This is a genomic window from Citrobacter sp. Igbk 14, assembly GCF_028069825.1.
GTDB lineage: Bacteria > Pseudomonadota > Gammaproteobacteria > Enterobacterales > Enterobacteriaceae > Citrobacter.
Genome location: NZ_JANEWM010000010.1, coordinates 49,387 through 75,006, shown reverse-complemented (window position 1 = coordinate 75,006; position 25,620 = coordinate 49,387). Strand labels below are relative to the sequence as shown.

Annotated in this window: 23 protein-coding genes; 10 read left to right on the top strand and 13 right to left on the bottom strand. The window is 51.1% G+C overall.

Translation table 11 applies throughout. From position 1 onward, the window contains the following. Positions 1-7 precede the first annotated feature (7 nt). The 5 genes from NNN64_RS06040 to ttrS all read right to left on the bottom strand — a co-directional run bounded on the left by NNN64_RS06040 (position 8) and on the right by ttrS (position 5,951). The gene (locus NNN64_RS06040; RefSeq protein WP_271440817.1) at positions 8-2,110 is read right to left on the bottom strand and encodes an aldehyde ferredoxin oxidoreductase; all 2,103 of its coding nucleotides are present in this window, start codon (positions 2,108-2,110) and stop codon (positions 8-10) included. A gap of 120 nt (positions 2,111-2,230) precedes the next feature. Next, positions 2,231-2,857: a ferredoxin-like protein gene (locus NNN64_RS06035; protein WP_048211828.1), complete on the bottom strand. Its 627-nt coding sequence runs from the start codon at positions 2,855-2,857 to the stop codon at positions 2,231-2,233. A gap of 499 nt (positions 2,858-3,356) precedes the next feature. Then, positions 3,357-3,566, bottom strand: a complete 210-nt coding sequence (gene fumD, locus NNN64_RS06030; RefSeq protein ID WP_040233753.1) for a fumarate hydratase FumD — start codon at positions 3,564-3,566, stop codon at positions 3,357-3,359. A 92-nt stretch (positions 3,567-3,658) separates the two neighbouring features. Then, entirely contained in the window at positions 3,659-4,243 is a 585-nt protein-coding gene (ttrR, locus tag NNN64_RS06025; protein WP_271440795.1) for a tetrathionate respiration response regulator TtrR, read from the bottom strand. After that, positions 4,218-5,951 carry a tetrathionate respiration histidine kinase TtrS gene (gene ttrS / locus NNN64_RS06020; protein ID WP_271440816.1) on the bottom strand — a complete coding sequence of 578 codons (1,734 nt, stop codon included), beginning with the start codon at positions 5,949-5,951 and terminating at the stop codon, positions 4,218-4,220. Before ttrS ends, ttrR begins: the two co-directional genes overlap by 26 nt. 227 nt (positions 5,952-6,178) lie before the next feature. Between ttrS and ttrB the strand changes: the two genes are divergently transcribed. From ttrB to ttrA, 3 genes are read left to right on the top strand one after another with little or no spacing between them, the layout of a single operon-like run. Further along, positions 6,179-6,913 (top strand): tetrathionate reductase subunit TtrB, encoded by a 735-nt coding sequence (ttrB, locus tag NNN64_RS06015; protein ID WP_333908960.1) that lies wholly within the window; start codon positions 6,179-6,181, stop codon positions 6,911-6,913. Next, a complete protein-coding gene (ttrC, locus tag NNN64_RS06010) occupies positions 6,914-7,939 on the top strand; it encodes a tetrathionate reductase subunit TtrC (protein WP_271440794.1) in 1,026 nt (341 codons plus the stop codon). Continuing rightward, complete coding sequence (ttrA, locus tag NNN64_RS06005) at positions 7,932-10,997, top strand: tetrathionate reductase subunit TtrA (RefSeq protein ID WP_271440793.1); 3,066 nt, start codon at positions 7,932-7,934, stop codon at positions 10,995-10,997. Before ttrC ends, ttrA begins: the two co-directional genes overlap by 8 nt. Before the next feature lie 77 nt (positions 10,998-11,074). Here the strand turns inward: ttrA and NNN64_RS06000 are convergent, their stop codons facing one another. The 3 genes from NNN64_RS06000 to NNN64_RS05990 are packed head-to-tail and all read right to left on the bottom strand — an operon-like array spanning position 11,075 to position 13,592. Beyond that, complete coding sequence (locus NNN64_RS06000) at positions 11,075-11,887, bottom strand: MetQ/NlpA family ABC transporter substrate-binding protein (protein ID WP_048211834.1); 813 nt, start codon at positions 11,885-11,887, stop codon at positions 11,075-11,077. Between the two features lie 21 nt (positions 11,888-11,908). Further along, a complete protein-coding gene (locus NNN64_RS05995; protein WP_271440792.1) occupies positions 11,909-12,577 on the bottom strand; it encodes a methionine ABC transporter permease in 669 nt (222 codons plus the stop codon). After that, positions 12,570-13,592 carry a methionine ABC transporter ATP-binding protein gene (locus NNN64_RS05990; protein WP_271440791.1) on the bottom strand — a complete coding sequence of 341 codons (1,023 nt, stop codon included), beginning with the start codon at positions 13,590-13,592 and terminating at the stop codon, positions 12,570-12,572. The genes NNN64_RS05995 and NNN64_RS05990 overlap by 8 nt, the downstream gene beginning before the upstream one ends. A 509-nt stretch (positions 13,593-14,101) precedes the next feature. Here NNN64_RS05990 and NNN64_RS05985 point away from each other — a divergent pair. From NNN64_RS05985 to lpp, 7 genes are all read left to right on the top strand, one after another. After that, a complete protein-coding gene (locus tag NNN64_RS05985; RefSeq protein ID WP_271440790.1) occupies positions 14,102-15,328 on the top strand; it encodes a PfkB family carbohydrate kinase in 1,227 nt (408 codons plus the stop codon). A gap of 12 nt (positions 15,329-15,340) precedes the next feature. Next, positions 15,341-16,078, top strand: a complete 738-nt coding sequence (locus NNN64_RS05980) for a glutamine amidotransferase (RefSeq protein ID WP_271440789.1) — start codon at positions 15,341-15,343, stop codon at positions 16,076-16,078. A gap of 61 nt (positions 16,079-16,139) precedes the next feature. Continuing rightward, positions 16,140-17,033, top strand: coding sequence for a proline iminopeptidase-family hydrolase (locus NNN64_RS05975; RefSeq protein WP_271440788.1), 894 nt, complete (start codon positions 16,140-16,142; stop codon positions 17,031-17,033). 20 nt (positions 17,034-17,053) lie between these two features. Next, positions 17,054-18,397, top strand: a complete 1,344-nt coding sequence (locus tag NNN64_RS05970) for an APC family permease (RefSeq protein WP_271440787.1) — start codon at positions 17,054-17,056, stop codon at positions 18,395-18,397. Between the two features lie 214 nt (positions 18,398-18,611). Further along, positions 18,612-18,806, top strand: coding sequence for a protein YnhH (gene ynhH / locus NNN64_RS05965; RefSeq protein WP_245163452.1), 195 nt, complete (start codon positions 18,612-18,614; stop codon positions 18,804-18,806). A 7-nt stretch (positions 18,807-18,813) separates the two neighbouring features. After that, positions 18,814-20,226, top strand: coding sequence for a pyruvate kinase PykF (gene pykF, locus NNN64_RS05960; protein WP_137383325.1), 1,413 nt, complete (start codon positions 18,814-18,816; stop codon positions 20,224-20,226). A gap of 308 nt (positions 20,227-20,534) precedes the next feature. Next, the gene (lpp, locus tag NNN64_RS05955) at positions 20,535-20,771 is read left to right on the top strand and encodes a murein lipoprotein Lpp (RefSeq protein WP_003029373.1); all 237 of its coding nucleotides are present in this window, start codon (positions 20,535-20,537) and stop codon (positions 20,769-20,771) included. A gap of 67 nt (positions 20,772-20,838) precedes the next feature. On the opposite strand, the gene ldtE is transcribed toward lpp, so the two are convergent. The 5 genes from ldtE to sufC form a co-directional block, all read right to left on the bottom strand. After that, on the bottom strand, positions 20,839-21,843 hold the full coding sequence (gene ldtE / locus NNN64_RS05950) for a L,D-transpeptidase LdtE (protein WP_271440814.1): 1,005 nt from the start codon (positions 21,841-21,843) through the stop codon (positions 20,839-20,841). Between the two features lie 123 nt (positions 21,844-21,966). Then, on the bottom strand, positions 21,967-22,383 hold the full coding sequence (gene sufE / locus NNN64_RS05945; RefSeq protein ID WP_271440786.1) for a cysteine desulfuration protein SufE: 417 nt from the start codon (positions 22,381-22,383) through the stop codon (positions 21,967-21,969). Positions 22,384-22,395: 12 nt separating this feature from the next. Beyond that, on the bottom strand, positions 22,396-23,616 hold the full coding sequence (gene sufS / locus NNN64_RS05940; RefSeq protein ID WP_271440785.1) for a cysteine desulfurase SufS: 1,221 nt from the start codon (positions 23,614-23,616) through the stop codon (positions 22,396-22,398). After that, a complete protein-coding gene (gene sufD, locus NNN64_RS05935) occupies positions 23,613-24,884 on the bottom strand; it encodes a Fe-S cluster assembly protein SufD (protein WP_271440784.1) in 1,272 nt (423 codons plus the stop codon). Before sufD ends, sufS begins: the two co-directional genes overlap by 4 nt. Further along, positions 24,859-25,605: a Fe-S cluster assembly ATPase SufC gene (gene sufC / locus NNN64_RS05930; RefSeq protein ID WP_271440783.1), complete on the bottom strand. Its 747-nt coding sequence runs from the start codon at positions 25,603-25,605 to the stop codon at positions 24,859-24,861. The genes sufD and sufC overlap by 26 nt, the downstream gene beginning before the upstream one ends. Between the last annotated feature and the right edge of the window lie 15 nt (positions 25,606-25,620).

Sequence of the window (25,620 nt, the reverse complement as noted above, 5' to 3'; positions counted from 1 at the left end):
GCGTTCCTTACGCCGGCAACAGATTGTGTGCAGCCAGGTCGGCTGCCACATCCTCAAGGCCGAGGCGGTGAAGGGTGTCGCGAGTTGGGCAGCCCAACGCCGGGTCCCAGCCCATTTCCTGATAGAACATCGTAAGCGACTGACGCATATCTTCCCGGTCCATCTTGTCAGTCCCTTCAGTAAAGACCGGAATCTTCGGATCTTTATCGAACACCCAGGAGCAGATCAGGTCGTGTTCATTACGCATATCCATGGTTTGCATCAACTTGACTGTATAAGCACGATGCAGGGTAAAAATGCGCTCCGCGGCCAAATCCAGACTAGCCTGCGTTGTTTCATCCCCCGTTACGGCCTGGAAGAATTTCGCTTCCAGATCAAGGTCTCCGCGATAGTTTCGACTCTTCAGTGGCGAAACCGTCATTGGCCAGACCCAGTTACACAGCGTAACCGCATTGTGCAGACAGACTTTCAGCAGCGTCCATTTGGCGTATTTGATTTTGGCGGCATTAATCGGGGTGTAGTTTTTGGTTTCATCGTAGGCATCCTGTGAACCAAACAGTTCGCCCGCCACTTCGCGCTGTAGCGCCAGCGGTAAACCGGAGCCGATAAAGTTGATATGGGTGTGCGTCATACAGTCGCGGTTGAACATACAGTTGGTGATCGCCCCCACCTGCGCCGAGGCTTCGTTCGCATGGTGAACAGGGAACCCAAACGGCGACCACAGTTTGTTCTTCGCGTAACCCCAGTACTCTTCGCCTAAATTCCAGCGTTCTGCAATCGCGTAAGAGCCATCAGCCAGGTGGCTGAGTTCACCTACGCGATGCGCTAGTCGATAGTAGAAATCTTTGATAAAATTCGGATCGCCTGCTTCCAGTTGATCCCAACGGATCTCTGCATACTCTGCCGCAGGTAACACCCGCTTAAAGACGCCTTTGGAGTAGCAGTACGTAAAGTCTCGATGCAACTGACCGTAGTTACACCAAATACCATAATCATCGAACAGGTTCAGGCCAACCAGGTTTCCTACGACGCGCCCATCGTCTTTATCGTCGAAATCTTTCGGCCCATTCGGGAAAATAGTGGTATGTACAAAGTTCGCCACGCAGGTATTCCCGCCGGTACTCGGCACACCAAAATCTTTCACACGGGGAACATTGAGTTGCGACATACAGCGAATTGGACATGAATGGCAGCCACTCATTTTGACGGTGTACTTCTCAGCGGCCGGGCCGAGATCAAACACGGATTTATGGGTACGAAAACCGACAGTATTCTGGTTTCCCGGTGGAATTTCCCCCGTTTCGATTGGCCCTCCTTCCGCCGCGCCCCAGAACAACCCTTTGCGGGCCGTCCAGCGCGAATTAGGTGAAGAGTATTCAGCCCAGGCCTGTGGCGTGCTCGGCACAACATGGTTGTTGTTGGCGCCGATAAGCTCGGTCATCATGTAGTCATTAAGCCGCTTCATCTCTTTGCGATCGGCGATATTGACCCCCTGGGTCCCCTCTACCGCAATGGCCTTCAGGTTTTTCGACCCCATGACTGCGCCAGTACCGGCCCCGCCGCTGTGGTTACGGCTGTTAATCATGCAGGAAAGCGGAACGAGATTTTCACCCGCCTGACCAATGGCTGCAACGCACGTTTCCGGGCTGGTGATGCGGCAAATTTCTTCGGTGGTTGCGCGCGTACCCTTACCCCATATGAAGTCCGCTTTTTCGATGCTGACCTTATCGTCTTTGATGTTGATCCAAACCGGAGACGGTGATTTCCCTTCGATAATAATGGCGTCGTAGCCCGCGAATTTCATTTGTGCGGCAAAGAAACCGCCCATATGGGCATCGACCACTAAATTGCCTTTGGTAAATGTCGATAATGAGGTGATATTGACGCGAGAACTGCAGGGTGCGCCTGAACCGGTTAGTGGCCCGGTCGCGAAAACCAGCTTATTTCCTTCATCAAAAGGTTTGGTGCCTGGCTGGACTTCGTCGTACATAATTTTATAGCCAAAGCCCATCCCACCGACAAATTTCTTAAATTTACTGGAATCTTCAACGGTGATATTACCCGTGGAGAGATTGACCCGTAAAATATTACCTGTCCAACCATTAGCCATCATGTTTTCCTTTGCAAGAAGGTCCGATAGATATACTCGCCACCTTTCAGGCAGTTCTTTTATTCAAAAACTGCAATTTTCTGGCAATAAATGACGCGTATCAGGCAGCCCTGCCATCCATCAAACAGTAATATCTTTCCACTCAATAATTTTTAATGCCCCAGTCGGACAAGCATTAGCGCATTCCCCGCATAAAACACATTTTGAGGATTTCTTCGTTACGGTATTAACGGTCGCCATCATCCATGGGCAGGCCGTGGTACAGGCACTGCAGCCAATACAGCGTTTATGATCTACGGCAATACAACCGTCTTCCTGTTTCCAGGTAATTGCGCCAATCGGGCAGACTTTCATGCACTGGGGATCTTTACACTGACGGCAAGTGTCTGCGGTGTAGTTTAAATCGCCGTACAACCCACCACCGGACCCGACTCCATCATCGCCAAAGAAGTAGTTACGATGAATTTTGATGCGGGAAAAGAAGGTGCCAACAGCGCCATCGTTATAATTAGTACAGGAAATTTCACAGCGGTGGCAGCCAGTACAGCGAGCCCGTTGAGTCACCAGCACCCCTTTCGGCGTATTGATAAGTCCGACGGTGCCGCTGTCGATATCTTCCTGCTTACAACCAAAAAGGGATAGCAGAGCGGGGGCAATCGTTAATCCTGCCAGACCTTTCCCTGATATACGCAGAAACTCAAGCCGCGTTAAACCACAATCTAAAAATGGACGATCAACCTGGTTCATTTATTTCGCATCCTCTTCGCAAACGCTGTAGTAGCAACAGATCCAGGCTAATTTTAATGAATGCAGATCAGGTCAAATCGGCCATAAATGTTGCCAACAACACGTGAATTTTTGCCCTAACCTGATCGCACAGATGACGGTGGTTAAACTGAATCAATCCATACCCTAAACACGGGTATAATCCTTTAGGGTTAGGCGGATAAATAATGTGGTTATTCCCCCCCTGTAACCTTGATCGTTATCAATTAAAAATCGGAAGGAAAATAATTAATGTGGAGTGATATTTATTATCATTAAGCGAGATTGAAATAACATTTCATATGCATGAAAAATAATTGGGAGTGCAATCACAAATACTGTGTTATATGTCAATCGATATATAATAAAATATACAACGAAGTTTGTAATTTTAGTGACCGAACTAAATTATATTTATTGGAAGATAACGAAGATGAAAATAAGAGGACGGCAGAATATTTCTACCGACCTCTTTTATGGATTAACCGGCCAATGCTTTGATCACCGTCTCCATGGCCTGTTTTTCTAACTCACTGCGCTTCACACGCTGATTGGCGAGGGTTGTTCTCAGTACGCCAGCAATGACGATATGCTTAGGCTCTTGCCCCAGATCGCGCATTTCCAGCACTACTTTACCGACTACTCTGCACATCTCGCGGTACAGCTCGTCGTCTTTGGTCTGATTTCCCATATTCACCCGCTCGTCATTAACTCAAACCCACAGCATATATCACTCTGGCGAATTAGACAAAATCCAATGAAAATCAAATAAATGTCACAATTTTACTGGATCCGCTGAAGCCGATTTACCAGCTCGGCAAGGCTTCCGGCCTGCATTTTTTCCATCACCCGCGCCCGATGCACTTCAACCGTGCGAACGGCAATATTCATGGCATCGGCGATTTCCCGATTTATCAATCCCTTTGCAACCAGATTCGCCAGTTCTCGTTCCTTCGGTGTAAGTTGCTGATAGCAAGCAACGATTTCCTGTCGCGAAAAAGCCGCTGCCGAGGTCTGCAAAGCATTTTCCAGCGCAGCCTGTAGCGGCGCAGCTGAAACCGGCTTCTGTAAGAAATCGACGGCTCCGCGTTTCATTTGTTCAACCGCCATGGGCACATCACCATGCCCGGTAAGAAATACCACCGCCAGGGTGCTCTCGCGCTGACGCATTGCTTCATGCACGGCATGTCCATCCAGTACCGGCATGCGCATATCCAGCAGCAATACGCCGACCTGGTGCAGATCGGCCTGAGCCAAAAACGTTTCGCCCTGCTCCCAGCAACGTACCTCGTACCCCATACTTTCCAGTAAAAATGCACAGGCCTGAGTCACCGCTATATCGTCATCCAACAGATGAATTATTGCCACGAGGCCCTCCTTCCTGTGTTTGCTTAAAATGTAATGTCACCACTGCCCCCGCCATGCCGTCAGGCGCTGGGTGATTTTTGATGCTAATGTCGCCATTTGCGTAGCGAACCAGTCGCTGACAAATGGCCAGCCCGAGTCCCATCCCTTCCTTGCGGGTGGTCATAAAGGGCTGGAATGCCTGATATAACTGCGCATCGTCGATCCCTCCGGCATTATCCTGCACCAGAATGCGCACACCATGCTCCTCACTGTACGCGGAGAACCACACCGTTTTTGCCCCCGCCTGAGCCGCGTTTAGTACCAGATTAGCCAGAACCTGCTCCAGCAAAACGGTCGGCAGTGTAACCGTGAGCGAATTGTCGACCTGCGTTTGTAACGCTATCGTCGGGAATTGCTGTGCCATGCGTAATAACTGCCAGACATGATAGATCGCATCATGAACGTTAATAGGCTCCCAGTCGTCGGTCATCACCGGATTTCCCTGCGCCTGACTGACCCACTGACGTAAATTGCGTAGCGTATCGGCGCCCCGCTGCGCCTGCGCGTCAATCTGTTCAAGGGCGGGTAACAACGGATGCTGCTGATCCTGGCCACGCAGACGAATCAGACAGCCCTGTGCATAGTGGCGGATAGCCGAAAGAGGTTGGTTAAGTTCATGAGCGAATCCGGACGTCATCTCGCCCAGCACACTCATTTGACGCGCGGTTTCCAGCGCCTGTTCCTGTTTGCGCAACAACACATTATTACGCTCAAGCAGTCTTCCGCGCCGGCGGACCAACAGCATGACCCAGATGTAATTGAGCGTCAGCAACAACAGGACGATACCCGCTGCCCCCATGGCCAGACGATGTTGAATAAACCAACTTTTGACATCCAGCCAGAGTTGGCGCTGCTGTGGGTGTTGACGGACATCGCGCAGTAAAGCTTCTACTTCGCGGGTCGAGGCCGGCGCGCCCCAACGAAAGACGGCGTTTTGTGGCGCGTTAAACAGTACCCGCGTCACGCGATCGGCGAGTTCATCACTGACCGCGGGCAAGGCAGCAAACGACCAGTCAGGATAGAGCGGCGTGCTGGTTACGCAAGGAATTGACGTTGGATAGGTAATCACGGGCCTAAAGTCCGCTTTGCGGATTAGCCCTTCTTCATCCATTTTTTCCAGCAGACACACGGGCACAATCACCGCCTGAACCGCTTTTTCACGTAATAAATACAGCAAGGCATCGGCAGGAAAGCCGGTAAACGTCAGACGTAAATCACGCTCAGGGCGCAAACCAGCATCGCTGAGTGCTTTGTATCCCAGCAAATAACCGCCAAATGCCTGAGCATCAATAGCACCTACCGTTTTACCAATCAGGTCGTGTGCATTCACAATCCCACTGTCACGCCTGACGAGGACAGCACTGCCAATCACGTTGCTGGTTGCCTTTCCGCCACGCGTAGAGCGTAATGATGCCAGCCAGCGAAGCGCTGCATGGCTGTTGAGCTGCACGAATTGCGCAGGATTGGTGACCACAAACTGGACGGTTCCACGGTTAACCGCCTCCTGCATCTGCTGCAGATCCAGCGGTTGAATATGAAACTGTTCGCCCGGGATTTGCTGATTTAACAGAGTTTCCAGCGGTTGCCAGTGGGTACGTGTAGAGACCTCTCCACGCATCGCTAAAACACCCACATTCCACGAACCTGCCCATGCCACGCTGCTGAGCATCCACACGGAGGCCAATAGCGTCAGGCATCGAACGATGTTACTTCCCACTGAATTATCCCTGTCAATTATGTTGTTTTAGATCAACAACAAGCCGGGTATGTGGTTAACCACAATAGAGCTGCCCCTGCCACGATTTTTACACTGTAAATCATTGAGATTCTTTATTCATCACACGCAAATCAACGGCGTGACCAATGTTTCGTTGTTGCATCGTGACGGGAGAAAATATGGACAGCAGTAAACGGCAGTTTCTCCAGCAACTGGGCGTCCTGACCGCTGGCGCATCACTGGTTCCCCTGGCACAGGCCCAGTTTCCCTTTTCGCCTGAACGACATGAAGGATCGCCCCAGCATCGCTACGGCATGCTGGTCGATCTGCGTCGGTGTATTGGCTGCCAGGCCTGCACCGTGAGTTGCGCGATTGAAAACCAGACGCCGCAAGGTGAGTTTCGTACCAACGTGAATCAGTATCAGGTGCAACTTGAAGGTCAGCAAAACGTCACCAACGTCCTGCTGCCGCGCCTGTGCAACCATTGTGATAACCCCCCTTGCGTGCCGGTGTGCCCGGTGCAGGCTACCTTCCAGCGCGAAGATGGCATTGTGGTTGTCGACAACACACGCTGTGTTGGCTGCGCCTACTGTGTGCAGGCCTGCCCATACGATGCACGGTTTATCAACCATGAAACGCAAACCGCCGATAAATGCACTTTTTGCGTTCATCGACTGGAAGCGGGCCTGCTCCCGGCCTGCGTCGAGTCGTGCGTTGGCGGCGCGCGCATCATCGGTGATATCAAAGATCCACACAGCCGGATTTCTCAAATCCTGCAGCAACATCATGACGCCATCAAGGTCCTGAAACCGGAAAGTGGCACCTCGCCGCACGTGTTCTATCTGGGCCTGGATGAGGCCTTTGTGACACCATTAATGGGGCGCGCCCAGCCCGCGCTCTGGCAGGAGGTTTAAATGAACCCTACCCTGATTATCGAAGAGGTTCTGACGCATCCACAGGACGTAAGCTGGTTACCCTGGGCTGTGCAATATTTCTTTTTTATCGGCATTGCCGCCTGCGCGGCACTGTTTGCCTGCGTGCTCCACTGGCGCAAAAAGGAGAGGCCGGAGTTAGAAAACCTCACGCTGCTGGTAGCCCTGACCTGCGCGATTACTGCACCGTTGGCACTGACGGCTGATTTACACCAGACGGCACGCGTCTGGCATTTCTATGCCTACCCGACACCGTGGTCATGGATGCCGTGGGGGGCGCTATTTTTACCGCTGTTTACCGGGTTTTTAGGACTGTGGTTTATAGCACAACACGTTAAGCGATTAACCGCCAAAAGTTACAGCGTCACCAAATGGTTGGCCGTGGGAAGTGCGTTGTCGGCTATTGGACTGTTGGTCTATACCGGTCGCGAGGTCTCTATTGTCGAGGCGCGTCCGATCTGGTTCAGCTACGCCTTCCCGGTAGCGATGTTCCTCAGTGCCCTGCAAACGTTCCTTGCCCTGCTTATCGCCACGGTGAAAAACGCAGGGACAACATTACCGCGCAGACTGGCATGGGGCCAGATAGTCACGCTGTGCGCGCTGGCTATCGTGGTGGTGATGTGGGCAAGTGGCAACACGCTATCGGGGTCAGCGATTCGCCAGTGGCTGGATGTGGCGGCTTCTGCGCGGCATTACGCCATTGGCTGGATTGCACTTTGGGTTACCTCACTGGGTCTTTGCGCCCTGGTGTTACGCCATCCGTTATCACTGCCATTACGTATTTTGCTGGCAATAAGCGCAATGGCATTGTGCTGGCTGATGCGCTGGACATTGCTCATTCAGGTACAGACCGTACCGAAATTTAACGCCCAGTTTAACCCCTATACCCTGCCCGGTGGCACTGATGGCTGGCTGGCTATTCTTGGCACTTTTGGCCTGTGGGTCGCACTGATCATTATGGTCCGTGAAGCCCTGAACGCGATCGCAAGGAGAATGCAACATGGCTAATTTAACTCGTCGTCATTGGCTAAAAGTCGGTCTTGCTGTCGGGGGCATGGTGACCTTCGGCCTGAGTTATCGGGACGTGGCGAAGCGCGCGATTGATGGTTTGCTTGATGGAACATCAGGAAAAATAACCCGCGATCGTATCTTTGGTAATGCACTCATCCCCGAAGCACATGCCCAACCGCGCTGGCAACAGAACCCGCAGCAGGTGATCTCCATGACGCAGTGTTTCGGCTGCTGGACGCAATGTGGCGTACGTGTCCGTGTTGATAGCGAACAAGGCAAAGTGTTGCGTATTGCGGGCAACCCGTACCATCCACTATCTCACGAACACCACATTGACTCCTCTGTTCCCTTTGCCGCCGCGATGGAACAACTGGCGGGCGAAACCGGCCTCGATGCCCGCTCCACCGCCTGCGCTCGCGGTGCAACGTTACTTGAAGGCCTGTACAGCCCACTGCGTATTCTGGAGCCAATGAAACGCGTGGGTAAACGTGGCGAAGGCAAATGGCAGCGCATCAGCTTTGAGCAACTGATCAAAGAAGTGGTGGAAGGCGGCGATCTGTTCGGCGAAGGCCACGTTGACGGTCTGCGCGCGATCCACGATCCCGATACGCCGATTGATGCCCGACACCCCGGTTTCGGCCCAAAATCCAATCAGCTACTGGTCACCAATACCAGTGATGAAGGACGTGATACATTTTTGCGCCGCTTTGCCCTGAACAGTTTCGGCAGCAAAAACTTCGGCGCACATGGCGCGTACTGTGGTCTGGCCTATCGTGCCGGGTCTGGCGCGTTGATGGGCGATCTGGATAAAAATACCCACGTAAAACCCGACTGGGATAATGTCGAATTTGCGTTGTTTATGGGGACATCTCCAGCACAATCCGGCAACCCGTTTAAGCGCCAGGCTCGCCAGCTTGCCAGTGCCCGTTTACGTGATGACTTCCGCTATGTTGTGGTTGCACCAGCCCTCCCGCTAACGACAGTGCTTGCCGACGATCGTGGGCACTGGCAGCCCGTACGCCCAGGGACGGACTCCGCACTGGCGATGGGGATGATCCGCTGGATAATTGAAAAGCAGCGCTATAACGCTGATTACCTGGCGATTCCTGACATACAGGCCATGAAGCAGGCCGGGGAAAAAAGCTGGACCAACGCTACCCATCTGGTCATTACCGATGAAATTCCAACGCTCGCCGGTCAGCATCTAACGCTGGCGCATTTACGCGCAGACGCCGCCAACGAACCCACCGTCATTAACGAAGCCGGAGAGATCGTCGCCGCCAGCAGTTGCCAACGTGCCCAGCTGTTCATCTCCCGTGAAGTCACGCTGGCCGGGGGGCAAACGGTCACGGTAAAAAGTGGCTTCCAGTGTCTGAAAGAGTCCGCTGAGAAACTGTCAATGGCGCAATACAGCCAGCAGTGTGGTGTTTCTGAGGCAGACATTGGCGCGCTGGCCGATGCTTTCACCCGTCACGGACGAAAAGCAGCAGTGATCACCCACGGCGGGATGATGGCGGGTAACGGTTTTTATAATGCCTGGTCGGTGATGATGCTTAATGCGTTGATCGGGAACCTGAGCCTCGAAGGCGGCGTGTTCGTCGGCGGCGGTAAGTTCAACGGTGCAACTGACGGCCCGCGCTACAATATGGACAGTTTTGCCGGGAAGGTGAAACCTAAAGGTCTGAGCATTGCCCGCAGCAAGACAGCCTATGAGTCTTCCGAAGAGTACCGCAACAAAGTCGCCACCGGGCAATCGCCTTTCCCGGCCAAAGCGCCCTGGTATCCATTTGTCGCAGGCCAGCTTACCGAATTACTGGTTTCTGCACTGGAAGGTTATCCGTATCCGCTAAAGGCCTGGATCTCCAACATGACCAACCCGTTTTATGGGATTGCGGGCTTACGCGGCGTGGCAGAAGAAAAGCTTAAAGACCCTGCGCGTTTACCGCTGTTTATCGCGATTGATGCGTTCATGAACGAAACAACCGCGCTTGCGGATTACATCGTACCGGACACGCATAACTTCGAAAGCTGGGGATTCAGCGCCCCGTGGGCCGGTGTCGCCAGTAAAGCCACCACCGCCCGCTGGCCTGTGGTCAGGCCTGCTACCCGTCAGACCGTTGACGGTCAACCCGTCTCGATGGAGGCTTTCTGCATCGCGGTGGCAAAGCGCATTGGTCTCCCCGGCTTTGGCGACAATGCCATTACCGACCCGCAGGGCAACGTGTATCCGCTCAACCGCGCTGAAGATTATTATCTGCGACTTGCCGCCAACATTGCCTTTATGGGCAAAGCGCCGGTGGCAGAGGCACGGGAAGAGGATATCGCGCTCACCGGGGTGCAACGAATTTTGCCGATGATGACCCAAACGTTAAAAGCCGATGAGGTGAGTCGCGTAGCGTTTATCTATTCGCGCGGTGGTCGTTTTGCACCAGACAACAGTGGTCGGGTCGATAACCGCGTCGGTAATGCGTGGGAAAAACCGCTGCAAATCTGGAATGCGGATGTCGCTGCACACCGTCATGCGATTACCGGTGAACGCTACAGCGGCTGTCCGGCCTGGTATCCTTCGCGACTCTCTGACGGACGTTCAGTGGAGGAACTATTCCCTGAGCAGGAATGGCCGCTGAAGTTGATTTCATTTAAATCGAATACCATGTCCAGCGCGTCGGCCGTGATCCCCAGGCTGCATCATCTTAAGCCAGTCAATCTGGTGGCGCTTAACCCGCAGGACGGCAAGCGCTATGGTTTATCTCACGGCGATACCGTTCGCATCACCACGCCGGGCGGGCAGGTTGACGCGCAAATCAGCTTACTGCATGGCGTGATGCCAGGGGTAATCGCGATTGAGCATGGCTATGGGCATAAAGAGATGGGCGCTGCGCAGCATACGCTCGACGGTGAGCCGATGCCGTTTGATAAAAAGATAAAGTCGGGAATCAATATCAACGATCTGGGTTTTGCGGATCCGACACGAAAAGTGGCCAACACCTGGCTGGATTGGGTTTCAGGAGCCGCAGTGCGCCAGGGGTTGCCAGCGAAGCTTGAACGAGTGTAACTCGGGTGCCGGATGGCAACGCTAACGCGTTTTATCCGGCCTACAGCACATCGTAGGCCGGGTACGGCATAAACGGATCAGTTATTAACCGGGATAACCGCGCCTTTATATTTGGTGCGGATCCAGTCCTGGATCTCTTTTGAGTGCAGCACATCAACCAGCGCCACGATATCCTTTTTCTTCTCATCACCGCGATGAACGGTAATGATATTGGCATACGGGTTGTTTTCACCGCTTTCGACGGCAATCGGATCTTTCACCGGATCAAGCCCGGCGTCGATTGCGTAGTTGGCGTTGATCACGACCGCATCCCCTTCTTCATTGTTATACATCTGCGGTAACAGCGCTGCTTCAACGTTAGGTAAGAACTTCAGCTTTTTCGGGTTCTCTACGATGTCGCTAATGCGCGCCGTCACTTTATCCACTCCCGGTTTCAGCTTGATCACACCCTCTTTTTCAAAAATCGACAGAATACGACCTTCTTCAGATACCGCATCACGCATGATCACCTTGCCACCTTCCGGCAGATCCTTCAGTGACTTCACCTTTTTCGAATAGATACCAATCGGCTCAATATGAATCGCCCCTGCGCTAACGAAATCATAGGATTTGTCGCCAGCATGATCTTTAATCACGCTATTCAGGTACGGGATATGCTGGAAATAGTTTGCATCAATCTCACGACCCGCCAGGGCGGTGTTCGGCAGAATGTAGTCCTGGAATGGTTTAATCTCCAGGTCTATCCCTTGCTTCGCCAGAATCGGCTTGGCCTGCTCAAGGATCTCCGCATGGGGTACGTTTGACGCGCCAACGGTCAGCGTATCAGCCCAGGAAGCAAAGCTCAGGGCGCTTAAGGTTGCTGCTGCGAGTAATGTCAGTGATTTTTTCATGATGATGGTTTCCGTATTTTATTAGCGTTTATCTAACAGAGAGGTGATCACATCGCCGCAAAGCTGAATGATGAAGACGATGAGCAGAATCGTTACCGTCGCCACCAGCGTGACGTCGCTGTGGTTGCGCTGGAATCCTTCCAGATAAGCAAGGTTCCCTAAACCACCGGCACCAATCACCCCCGCCATCGCGCTGTAGCTAACCAGAGCAATCAGCGTCACGGTGATCCCGGACACCAGAGCGGGTGAGGATTCCGGCAGTAAAACCCGAAAAACAAGCGTCGTCAGACGTGCGCCCATCGAGCGCGTCGCTTCAATAACGCCTTTATCTACTTCACGCAGGGCGATTTCGACCAGGCGTGCGTAAAAAGGTGCAGCACCCACAATCAACGCGGGCAATGCGGCATTTGCACCGAGAATGGTGCCAACAATCGTTTTGGTAAAAGGTATTAACAACACGATCAGAATGATGAACGGGATCGAGCGGAAAATATTGACCACCAGCGAGATCGCGCTATACAAGGCGCGGTTCTGGAATAATCCACCGCGCGCGGTCAGGAACAGCGCCATCCCGAGCGCAATCCCAAGGACAAACGTTGCCGCGCCAGAAAGCGCCGTCATGTAAAGCGTTTCCTGGGTCGCTGCCAGCAGTTGGTCCCACTTCAGATGGGGAAACAGATCTTCAGGCATGTTGAATCACCTCGCCTTCAATGTCGCTGTGGTGCAGGTCGGCCAGAATATTGCTGAGTTGTTCTTCGCTAGCCACGACGTGCACCCAAAGCTGCCCGAACACGCCATGCGCGGTTTGCGTCATCTTGCCGTGCAAAATGTTAAACGGCAGGCCATAGCGCAGGGTGAGTTCTCCAACCACCGGTCGGTGAGTGCGCTGCCCGGTAAAAGTTAACTTGATCACGACACCGCCCAGTTCGCTTGCCAGTTGCGGATTAAACTCATCCTCTTCGGTGTATTGGCTCACCTGCCGGACAAACTGTCGGGTAATTGGCTGCTGTGGATGGGTAAAGACAGTAAGAACATCGCCCTCTTCAACTACCCTGCCGTTTTCCATCACCGCGACGCGATCGCAGATTTTGCGCACCACATGCATCTCGTGGGTGATCAACACAATGGTTAATTTGAAGCGACGGTTAATATCGAGCAGTAACTCCAGAATCTGATCGGTGGTTTGCGGATCCAACGCTGATGTGGCCTCGTCACAGAGCAGTACATCAGGATTATTCGCCAGCGCGCGGGCGATCCCTACGCGCTGCTTTTGGCCGCCGCTGAGCTGCGATGGATACGCATTTTCGCGACCACTCAGACCGACAAGGGTAATCAGCTCGGCCACTCTCGCCTTAATCATCGCTTTCGGCGCACCGGCAATTTGCATAGAGAAAGCGATATTTTCACTGACGGTGCGTGACCACAGTAAATTAAAGTGCTGAAACACCATGCTGATTTTCAACCGTGCCTGACGCAGCGATTCCCCGCGTGCGGCAGAAATATCGTGGCCGTTAATGGTCACGCTGCCGGACGAGGGTTTCTCAAGACCATTCAGCAGGCGAATCAAGGTACTCTTCCCTGCACCACTGTAGCCAATGATCCCGTAAATCTGCCCCTGCTCAACCGTCAGGTTGACATCATCGACAGCGGTAATGGAAAGCCTGCCTGGCGTAAACACTTTCGAAATATTTTTCAGGACAATCATGTCGTTTGGGTATCCGCTGCTGCTTATTGTTATCCTGCTAGTGCTTTTAGCTGTTTAGCAGTATGGATGTCCAAATGAGTGTAATCAGCAAGATGGTGTTTTAAAATGAATTAAAACGAATTTGATATAACTTTAAGGAATATCCATACCGTAACAAGAGACTCAGTCCGCGTTCACTTCCACATCCGAGTGGGCTGACAGCATGAAAAATTCTTCTGAAATATTTACTCACTGATTTTTAACTGACCAAACCGTGGTTATTTAAAACTGAATCGAGAAAGCCAACACCTTTATAAGAAGCGTTCAAAAATTGCATCACTGAGATATGACAATCATCACAAACTATAGCCCCACAAGTGTAAGCATATAAGAACTAATAAAATGAAAATGTCTTTTTACCCTGCGTGATAATTTGGTTTTGCTTCCGGTTTACAGCATGATCTGTGATTCATTTCACCACATGTCAACATTACTCTAAATACAATTCAACGAAATACACGGAGGCTTTAATGTTTAAAGAAGAAAGGCGCGCCACTATTCTTAACTTGTTGATCAAAGATCATAGCGTAAGCGTAAGTAAACTTGCCGTTCTTTTTAATGTGAGCCAGGAGACTATTCGTTCAGATCTTTATTATTTTCAGAAGACAGGAATGCTGGTGCGTTGTTACGGTGGTGGTATTGTTAATCGTCAGGCGTTAAGCAAACTTATTACTGAAAATAAAATAGATATCTCCGGCGCTATAGCAACTCCGGCAAACAAAGATATTCGCTTAAACAAAGAAGGGGCTAAAATGTCGGGCAAAGTTTGTATTTTAGGTTCATTTAATATTGACGTATCCGCCACTGTGCCGTGGCTGCCTCAGAGCGGTGAATCTATCCTCGCAAGCCAGTTCGGTTTTTATCCGGGAGGAAAAGGTGCCAACCAGGCTCTGGCCGCAAATAATGCGGGTGCTGATGTCCATTTTATTTTTAAAGTTGGCAAAGATCAGTTCAGCGCTTTCGCGCTCAATCATATTATTCAATCGGGCATCAACTCTTATTGTGCCTATCAAACCGATGATGCCCCCACCGGGAGTGCACTCATTTATGTTTCAGCGGAGGATGGTGATAATATCATCGCCATCTATCCCGGCGCTAATATGACGCTGAGCAAACAAGAAATTAATGAACAGCAGGGTTATATCTCTGAAGCCGATGTCCTGCTGATGCAACTGGAGACGAATATCGATGCTATTGAAGAGTTCGTGCGCCTGGGTAAATTAGAAAACAAAACTATCATTCTTAATCCAGCACCCTATACTAAAAATATCCACCATTTATTATCTTCCATCGATATCCTGACACCTAATGAAACTGAGGCTTCATTTTTGTCAGGTATTACCATTACCGGTATTGATGATGCCAAAAAAGCAGGGAATATCATTCTGCAGTCAGGCGTTAAGAAGGTCATCATCACTCTTGGCGCGCAAGGATCATTGCTGTGCGAACATCACCGAACGTTGTTTATCCCCGCCTGGAGTGCCGTCGTCAAGGATGCCGCAGGCGCGGGTGACGCATTTAATGGCGCACTGGCCACCTCACTTTCCCGGAAATCAGACCTTGTGTCAGCCATTCAGTATGCCTCTGCCTTTGCTTCACTGGCAGTAGAACAAGAAGGCGCATCGAGCATGCCGCAACATGAGCAGGTACTGCACCGAATGCGCACTCAATCGCATGAAATTGTTAATATCAAATAATAGGATATCAGTATGAAAATTTTATTTATCGGTGAGTCATGGCATATTCATATGATTCATTCTAAGGGATATGACAGCTTCACATCCAGTAAATACGAAGAAGGTGCTGACTATCTCTTATCCTGTCTGCGCCAGCAAAATATTACTATCGACTATATGCCAGCGCATATTGTACAAACTCGTTTTCCGCAAACCGTAGCGGAACTCGACGTATACGACGCGATCGTGATTAGTGATATTGGCAGCAATACCTTTTTGTTGCAAAACAAAACCTTTTATCAGATGAATATCATCCCGAATGCGTTAGCGCTGATTAAAGAATATGTCTCCAATGGCGGCGGTCTGTTAATGATTGGCGGATATCTGTCCTTCACCGGCATTGAAGCTAAAGCGAATTATAAAAACACCTTGCTGGCCGACGTTTTGCCTGTCGAAATGCTGGACTATGACGATCGCGTTGAAATTCCAGAAGGATGCAGCCCAATCAACACTGATGAGCAACATGTCATTACGCAAGATCTGACGCAGTGGCCCCCCTTACTCGGTTATAACAAACTGCACGCCAAAGTAAACGCGACAACGCTGGTCAAAATAAATGACGACCCGCTATTAGTTCTCGGTGAATACAATAAAGGGAAAGTCGGTTGTTTTGCCAGTGATTGTGCGCCGCACTGGGGTAGTCCACAATTTATGCAATGGGAACATTACACGCCATTTTGGTGTAACGTTCTGCAATCAATTAAAAAATAAGCGTCTGTCTGCAGGTGATTATTGAATCACCTGCCCTTTTCTCTCTGTATCGGTTAAAAATATGCAAAGTCACTACAAATATGGTGAAATGTTTTACGATGGCATATTAACCAGCTATCGTATCTACGGCGATCCGGCATCTTCATTAATGCCATTAATTATTTTACATGGCGGCCCATCAGGCGGTTTTGATTATCTTTTAAATTATCACCAGCTGTCTGATGATGGACGCATGGTGGTATTTTACGATCAATATGGCTGCGGTCGTTCCACGCATTTCCCGCTGGCGGAGGCCTCATTCTGGACAATAGAACGCTATCTTCAGCAACTCCAGCAATTAATCTGCCATCTGAATATTGGCCAGCGATATTCATTACTCGGACACTCCTGGGGAGGCATGCTGGCAGCAGAGCATGCCTGCACGCAGCCGGAAGGATTAGGTGGTGTGATATACGCTAGCTCTCCTGCCAGCATCCCACTTTGGCAAAGTGAAGTCCTGCGACTGTTTAAAGAACTCACGGCTGGCGCGGATACAATGCCAGACGATGTCATTATGCAGGCAAAAATCTATCAGCATCCGCCTGAACAGCTTAGTGCCTATTACGCCAGGCATGTTTATTCCCTGCAGCAAGAACCGCTGCATATTCAGCGTGCTAATGCGCAATTCGCCGCCGACCCCACGGCTTACCACATTTTGTGGGGCGCCAATGAGCTGGCGGTCAATGGCACGCTGGCACAGTGGGATATCACCGATTCATTGCACAAGATTCAATGCCCTGGATTAGTCCTTCATGGCGAGCACGATCAGGCGACATCGCAGGTCGTTCAACCGCTTATTACCCATATAACCCATTGTCGGGGCGTCACGATTCCTGACAGCAGCCATAACCCGCATGAAGAAAATACCGGGCCTTGCCTCACTGCGGTCCGTGAGTTTTTACGCGCCCTTGATTAACACGAATTGAGGTGTTTACTATGAGTAAAATCAAAAAGTTATCTCTTACAGATTTGGTGCTGTACGGGCTGGTATTTATGGTTCCGATCGCGCCAGTTTCTCTCTATGGTGTCGTCTATAATTTATCTCATGGCATGGTCGCGCTGGTGTATATTATTGGCGCTATCGCGATGTTTTTTACCGCCCACAGCTATTCAACATTGTCAAAGCACATCTCCTCCTCCGGGTCGGCTTATACCTATGCGGGCGTGTGCATCAACCCCGCGGTGGGTTTTCTCACCGGCTGGATTTTGCTGCTGGATTATCTGTTATTCCCTACGCTGGTTGCCGTGCTGGGCGGTGTTGCTGTTCATGCCATACTTCCGCAAATACCGATTTGGGTGTGGCCGTTAATTTATGTGGCCATAGGAACGGGCATAAACTATTTGGGAATACAACAAACGGCTAAATTCGACAAGCTGCTGGTCTTTATTCAACTCGGTATTCTGGCCATTTTTGTGGTGCTGATTTTGCGTCTGCTGATGCTCGATAGCAGCCATGTGTCATTCTCTTTCAAACCCTTTTTTGACTCTCAGTGGTTTACGCCTGGCTTAATTGCTACCGCTATCTCTGTTGCGGCACTCAACTTCCTCGGGTTTGATGCCATCAGTACCTTAAGCGAAGAAAGCGAAGGCGGCGGAAAAGCGGTCAGTAAGGCAACTCTTCTCGCCCTGATCCTGGCCACCGTACTGTTTATTATTGTGGTGACGTTTGCCGCATTCGCCACCGGCAAAATAGACAGCTTTGCCGACGGCACTGAAACAAACGAAGCCTTCTTCACAATTGCAGGTGATGTTGGCGGTATCTGGCTTAAAGTCGCATTTTCTATCATCGTGGCGTTCGTTTGCGCGGTCGGCAATATCATTACGGCACAAACCGCCGTATCCCGCGTTCTGTTCTCTATGGGGCGCGACAAAATGTTGCCCACATTCCTGGCGCACGTACACAATAAAAGAAAAACACCTGACTATGCCATTCTGTTCACCGGGGCTGTGACACTCTTTCTTAGCTACCTGTTTTCCGGGAAAATTGAATCCATATCCACCCTTGTTAACTTCGGCGCGCTTTTCGCCTTCTTTGTGGTAAACCTGTGTGTCTTTGTGCTCTACAACGTAAAGATGAAAGAACATCGTCGCCTTTTCCCTCACGTGATCTCTCCTGTGCTGGGCATGGTCGTCATCGGTTATGTCTGTATGAATATGAACATTCACGCGCTGACGCTGGGGGGCATCTGGTCTGTAATCGGTCTGGCGATTCTGTGGTATCGGAAAGCGCATAAGCAGGACATCAATATCGATCTTGAGGGGCGAAAGCTGCTCGACTAAGTCGTCTGAATACTGAGTTTGCAACAGGTTATTTTTTCTTGTTGCGCAACACCGCCTGACGTTGGGCGGTGTTTTGTTAACCAACCTGAAACAATTTAATGCAGATTCTTTGTTAAACTGCACAGAACTCTTTTGAAACGCTGTTTCCATTTTCCTTTTTGATAATTTTCAGCGTATAATGCGCGCCAATTGTCTCTTGAATGGTTTCAGCACATTGACCTGTAAAACTCAACGACTACAAAACTCACCATCCCGTTGGGCTGAAACGCAAGCACACATTCCTCTGCACGCTTTATCGATGTCACCTATTCTTAGAGCGAGGCATCACAACTTTCGTAACTCAGGTTTAGCTTTCCATCCGTGCGCGATGGAAGCCAGATTTCCATATCCTTCTCAACTTAAAGACTAAGACTGTCATGAAAAAGACGAAAATTGTTTGCACCATCGGTCCGAAAACCGAATCCGAAGAGATGTTATCCAAAATGCTGGACGCGGGCATGAACGTCATGCGTCTGAACTTCTCCCACGGTGATTACGCAGAACACGGTCAGCGCATCAAGAATTTGCGCAACGTCATGAGCAAAACCGGTAAAAAAGCCGCGATTCTGCTCGATACCAAAGGTCCGGAAATCCGTACCATTAAGCTGGAAGGCGGCAACGACGTTTCTCTGAAAGCGGGCCAGACCTTCACGTTCACTACCGACAAATCTGTTGTGGGCAACAACGAAATCGTTGCTGTTACCTACGAAGGCTTCACTAAAGACCTGTCTGTCGGCAACACCGTACTGGTTGATGATGGCCTGATTGGCATGGAAGTTACCGCTATTGAAGGTAACAAAGTTATCTGTAAAGTGCTGAACAACGGCGATCTGGGTGAAAACAAAGGCGTTAACCTGCCAGGCGTTTCCATTGCCCTGCCAGCACTGGCTGAAAAAGACAAACAGGACCTGATCTTCGGTTGTGAGCAAGGCGTTGACTTCGTTGCGGCCTCCTTTATCCGTAAACGTTCTGACGTCGTTGAAATCCGTGAGCACCTGAAAGCACACGGCGGCGAAAACATCCAGATCATCTCCAAGATTGAAAACCAGGAAGGCCTGAACAACTTCGACGAAATCCTCGAAGCGTCCGACGGCATCATGGTTGCTCGTGGCGACATGGGCGTTGAGATCCCGGTTGAAGAAGTTATCTTCGCGCAGAAGATGATCATCGAGAAATGTATCCGTGCACGTAAGGTCGTTATCACTGCGACCCAGATGCTGGATTCCATGATCAAAAACCCACGTCCGACCCGCGCTGAAGCCGGCGACGTTGCGAACGCCATCCTCGATGGTACCGATGCCGTTATGCTGTCTGGCGAATCCGCGAAAGGTAAATACCCGCTGGAAGCTGTGACCATCATGGCCACCATCTGCGAACGTACCGACCGTGTGATGACCAGCCGCCTGGACTTCAATAATGACAGCCGTAAACTGCGCATCACTGAAGCGGTGTGCCGTGGTGCTGTTGAAACTGCAGAAAAACTGGATGCTCCGCTGATCGTCGTGGCAACCCAGGGCGGTAAATCTGCACGTGCTGTGCGTAAATACTTCCCGGATGCAACCATCCTGGCGTTGACCACCAATGAAACTACCGCTCGCCAGCTGGTGCTGAGCAAAGGTGTCGTTGCACAGGTTGTTAAAGAAATCACCTCTACTGATGATTTCTACCGTCTGGGCAAAGAAGTGGCTCTGGAAAGTGGTCTGGCACAGAAAGGTGACGTCGTTGTTATGGTTTCCGGCGCACTGGTTCCGAGCGGCACGACCAATACGGCATCTGTTCACGTGCTGTAATAATTCCATCGCGAATTAATTTGCTTAAAAAGCGCCCTTGCGGCGCTTTTTTTATTTTCTTGATAGCCACGATTAATAAAAAATCAAATCGGATTTCACTATCTAATCCGAGATTATCTAAGATGAATCCGATGGAAGCTTTCTGTTTTCTCTCGGGTTTTTAGCTGTTTTTGCACAATTCGATGCTTCTTTGAGCGAACGATCAAAAATAAGTGCATTCCCATCAAAAAAATATTCTCAACATAAAAAACTTTGTGTAATACTTGTAACGCTACATGGAGATTAACTCAATCTAGAGGGTATTAATAATGAATCGTACTAAACTGGTACTGGGCGCGGTAATCCTGGGTTCTACTCTGCTGGCAGGTTGCTCCAGCAACGCTAAAATCGATCAGCTGTCTTCTGACGTTCAGACTCTGAACGCTAAAGTTGACCAGCTGAGCAACGACGTGAACGCAATGCGTTCCGACGTTCAGGCTGCTAAAGATGACGCAGCTCGCGCTAACCAGCGTCTGGACAACGCAGCTACTAAATACCGCAAGTAATAGTATCTGTGTAATAAAAATGGCGCACATTGTGCGCCATTTTTTTTGCCCGTTATTTTCTTCCCTGTTACTGCGTTGTGCGCATCTGCGCATCCTCCCCTGGCGCACCGTTCTGCGCTGATTTCACTTCTGGTCCATTGGCAACGACAGGTGTCTGCCCGGCACTAACGGTCACGGGATAACCCGCACGACGATACAGAGCTCTCTCAACCAAACTGTTATCGACGGCCTTATTCTCTTTGAACTGATTAAAACCTACCGGTAATACATAGGGCATGGTCTGAACGTTTTGTTCCTCTTCCGGTGACAACGGCCTGTGCACCTCAACATAGCGCATACCATTTGGCTCAACGGAGTACTTTATCGGCTCGTTGATCACTCTGACAGGCGTACCAGGTCGCACCTGCTCGAACAACGCTTTGATATCCGGCGCGTTCATACGGATACAGCCAGAGCTTACGCGCAGGCCAACACTGTCAGGTGCACTGGTCCCATGGATAAGGTATTCACCATTTCCATGCGCCAGACGCAATGCAAAGCGTCCTAACGGGTTATTTGGCCCCGCAGGTACTACCGGCGGTAATGTTATGCCGCGCTCCAGAGAGCGCTTACGGATGCCCGGTGTAGGCGTCCAGGTCGGATTGGGTATTTTCTGCCCAACACGGGTTTCCATCACCGGTGTTTCCAGCCCCTGCAAACCAATGCCAATGGGGAATACCTGAACAATATTTTCTCCCGGCGGGAAGTAATACAAACGCAGTTCCGCCAGATTCACAATAATCCCTTCGCGTGGCACATCCGGTAGCAATAATTGCGAGGGAATGGTAATCAGGGTTCCAGGCTTGGGTACGGGGGCTATAGTGTTATTTGCTTCAAGGATCAGCATGGCAGCGGTGTCAAAACGCCGGGCTATCGCCTGGAGATTCTTATCGCCTTCCTGCACGGTGTAGGTTTGATTTTGCCCAACAAGACGGCTGTTCGCCGGAGGCAACGGATAATCGACCGCCCAAGCGGCCTGTATAGCGCTGTAAGCGCCGATCAGCATTAACGTAATAATAGACGCGCGTTTCATACTCACTCACCCCCCTGGCGTTATTGCCGGATGACGGCAAGCGTCCGATCCGGCCTACGAGTCATTGCGGTGCCTTTCACGGAATCATTCCAGTCAGTCTGAAAGATGACGTGTTTTATCAGTTTAGCTAAGAGTTGCGGCTTTGGTGCGGATCGCCCGTATCATCGCTTCCAGTCCTTGTGAACGGGAAGGTGTGAGATGTTGTGCGAGCGCCATTTTTTCGAACCACGGACGCACATCAAAATTCACAATATCCTGAGCCGTCATCCGGTCATACAAAATGAAGACGACGGCGATAAGTCCTTTCACAATTGCCGCATCACTGTCGCCCTGTAATTCAATAATACCTTCAGCATTCTGCCGCATAACAATCCATACCTGACTTTGACATCCCTGAATGCTATTTTCCGGGCAGCGATCGTCGGCATTTAATTCCGGCAGCCGCTGACCCAGTTCAATGATGTACAGGTATTTCTCTTCCCAATTAGCGCAACGCAGAAAATTACGCAACAGTTTTTCTTTATCCGGTAGCGCAGCCATAATGCCTCCCTGTTATCCCAACAAGTGATGAATACGCTTGAGTCCCGTCACCAGGCGATCCACTTCTTCATGGGTGTTATACATGGCAATGGAAGCCCGGCACATCGCGGGAACGTGATAATAAGCCATCAACGGCATCGCGCAGTGATGTCCCGTGCGCACGGCAATTCCATAGTTATCAAGAAAGCTACCAACGTCATACGCGTGATGCTTGCCCAGGTTAAAGGCGATCACGCCTAAACGGTTTTCCGGGCCGTAGAGCGTCAGATTAGGTACCTCCGCCAGTTGCTCCAGCGCATAACGCATCATGAACTGCTCATATTCACTGATTTCAGTAAGCCCCAGCGCGCTAACATATTCAATGGCCGCTCCCAGACCGATAATCCCTCCGGTGTTCGGCGTTCCGGCTTCAAAACGCCAGGGGGCTTTGGCCCACGTCGTTCCCTGGCTCAGACTGACGGTTGCTATCATCGAGCCACCGCCTTCCCACGGTGGCATTTCCTGCAGCAGCGACTCTCTGGCATACAGCACGCCAATGCCGGTGGGTCCATAAAGCTTATGTCCGGAGAAGACATAAAAGTCACAATCCAGTGCCTGCACGTCCACCGGGTGGTGCATGACCGCCTGCGCGCCATCTACCAGCACTTTTGCGCCGTACTGATGCGCCAGCTCAATCATCTCCGGCAGCGGGTTTTCCGTGCCCAGGACGTTCGATACGTGGGTAATGGCCAACAGTTGAGTACGGTCGTCAAACAGCGTCGGCAACGTTTCCAGTTGCAACGTCCCGTCGGCGTTCAGTGGAATAACTCGCAGTTCCGCACCTACACGGGCGCACAGCATCTGCCAGGGGACAATATTGGCGTGGTGTTCCATTTCACTGATGATGATGTTATCACCCGCCCGGACATTGCTACTGCCCCAGCTGTTCGCCACCAGGTTAATGCCCTCTGTCGTGCCGCGGACAAACACCAGTTCTTCGGCAGAACGTGCGTTAATAAACAATGACGCCAGCTTGCGTACATTCTCCATTTTTTCCGTCGCCTGGGCGCTGAGCGTATGAATACCCCGATGGACTGCCGCATAGCCATGCCGATAAAACTCAGCCTCGGCATCAATCACCTGGTTGGGCTTTTGCGCACTGGCAGCACTGTCGAGGTAAGCCAGCGGTAAGCCGTTGACCTCACGCGTCAGGACCGGAAAGTCCGCCCGTACTTTTTCAATGGGAAATGTCATGCTACGCCTCCCGGTAGGCGTTGGGCTATCCGCGCCAGTACCTGTTGTTTCAGCGTTTCATCGCTCAGGGCTTCCGTCAGCTCAGCGGCAAACGCGTAGAGAATCATCTGTTGGGCATCCTGCTGGCCAATCCCACGCGAACGCAGATAAAACATCTGTTCATCGTCGATCCGCCCTACCGTCGCCCCATGGCTGCATTTCACGTCATCAGCGTAGATTTCCAGTTGCGGCTTGGTGTCCACTTCTGCCAGTTTACCGAGCAGTAAATTATTGTTCGTCATCTGACCGTCAGTTTTAATGGCATGCTGCGCCACGTTAATCAGGCCATTAAACACCGCCCGGCCTTTATCGCTGACAATCGTTTTATGTAACTGGCGGCTGTTGCAATACCCCTTATTGTGTTCAAGCCAGGTTCGGGTATCGCAAACTTCATTTTTCACCGGCATCGCCAGGCTGTTAAGGCGCAGCGTGCTGTTCTCTCCATTAAGCTGGGTACTGGTGTTATGGCGTAATACCGCACCACCGAGTAAGAAGCTGTAACTCATCGCCGTCGCATCTGCCCCTAACTGGATATCGTTATGCGCGAAATGGTGGCTAACCGGATTCTCAAACGCCAGTTTGATATGGTGCAAATGGGCATTTGCCGCCACGTTCATCGTTAAGCGTGCGCCGGTAAAATGTCGATGCGTATTCAGGCTAACATAGTGCTCAATGACGGTAGCTTCTGCGCCTTCAGCCAGTTCAAGATGGTGGCGATAGTGCGCGGTATTCACCTCATCACCCGCCAGCCCCTGGGTGATGTGCATCAACAGCAGCGGTTTCGCTGGACGTTGATGTCGTTTGACCTGTATGTGCGTGACGCTGCGTGAAAGGCTTTCGGTCAGATGCAGGAACACCTCTGGTTGGATAGCCGCAGGGAGCGCCTGACGCGCATCATCAACGGTAATGTCAAAGCCGCTGCCGTCAATGCTGTCGCTAAGCGCCTCGCAGTACTGACCGTCAACAAACACCAGACGTAGGGCATCAATAGCGCAGCTCAGCGCGTCGCACTGTGCTGACGTTATTGCAGAAAAACGGCTGACAAACTGGCTGTTGGTTAACCCTTCCAGCGGCGTATATTTCCAGTCCTCATGTTTACGCGTCGGCAACCCCAGCCGCAACATCTGTTGCAGGTGTTGTTGCGCATGCTGTGAACGACGCTCACCCTGCGCTTCAAACAGATGGTGCCACTGCTGGAGCACGTTACTGCTGTTCACTAAGCCAGCCATACCCTTGCTCCTCCAGTTGTTTAACCAGCGTAAAATCACCGGACTTCACAATGCGCCCCTGGTAGAGAACGTGGACGTAATCGGGTTTGATATAGTCGAGGATTCGCTGGTAGTGGGTGACAATAACAAACGAACGCTTTCCGTCACGCAATGCGTTCACGCCATCTGCCACGATTTTCAGCGCATCGATATCCAGACCAGAGTCAGACTCATCAAGGATGCACAGCTGGGGTTCCAGCACCGCCATTTGCAGAATGTCATTACGTTTTTTCTCACCACCGGAGAAACCCACGTTCACCGAACGGGTGAGCAAATCTGCCGGCATCTTCAGCAATGCAATTTTCTCTTCCATCAGGTCCTGGAAGTCAAACCTGTCCAGCGACTCTTCGCCACGGTAGCCGCGCACCGCATTCAGTGCCGTTTGCAGGAAAAACTGATTGCTGACGCCGGGGATCTCCACTGGATACTGAAACGCCATAAAGATACCTTCACCAGCCCGGTCTTCCGGTGACAGTTCCAGCAAGTTCTTACCGTTAAATTCAACCGTCCCGCCCGTGACTTCATAATCTTCTCGTCCGGCGAGTGTCGCAGACAACGTACTTTTCCCGGAACCGTTCGGCCCCATAATGGCGTGTACTTCCCCGGGGCGAATCTCAAGACTCAGCCCACGCAGGATCGCCTTATCTTCCACACTGACCTGTAAATCTTTAATGCTTAACATGTGCTTTCCTTAAAT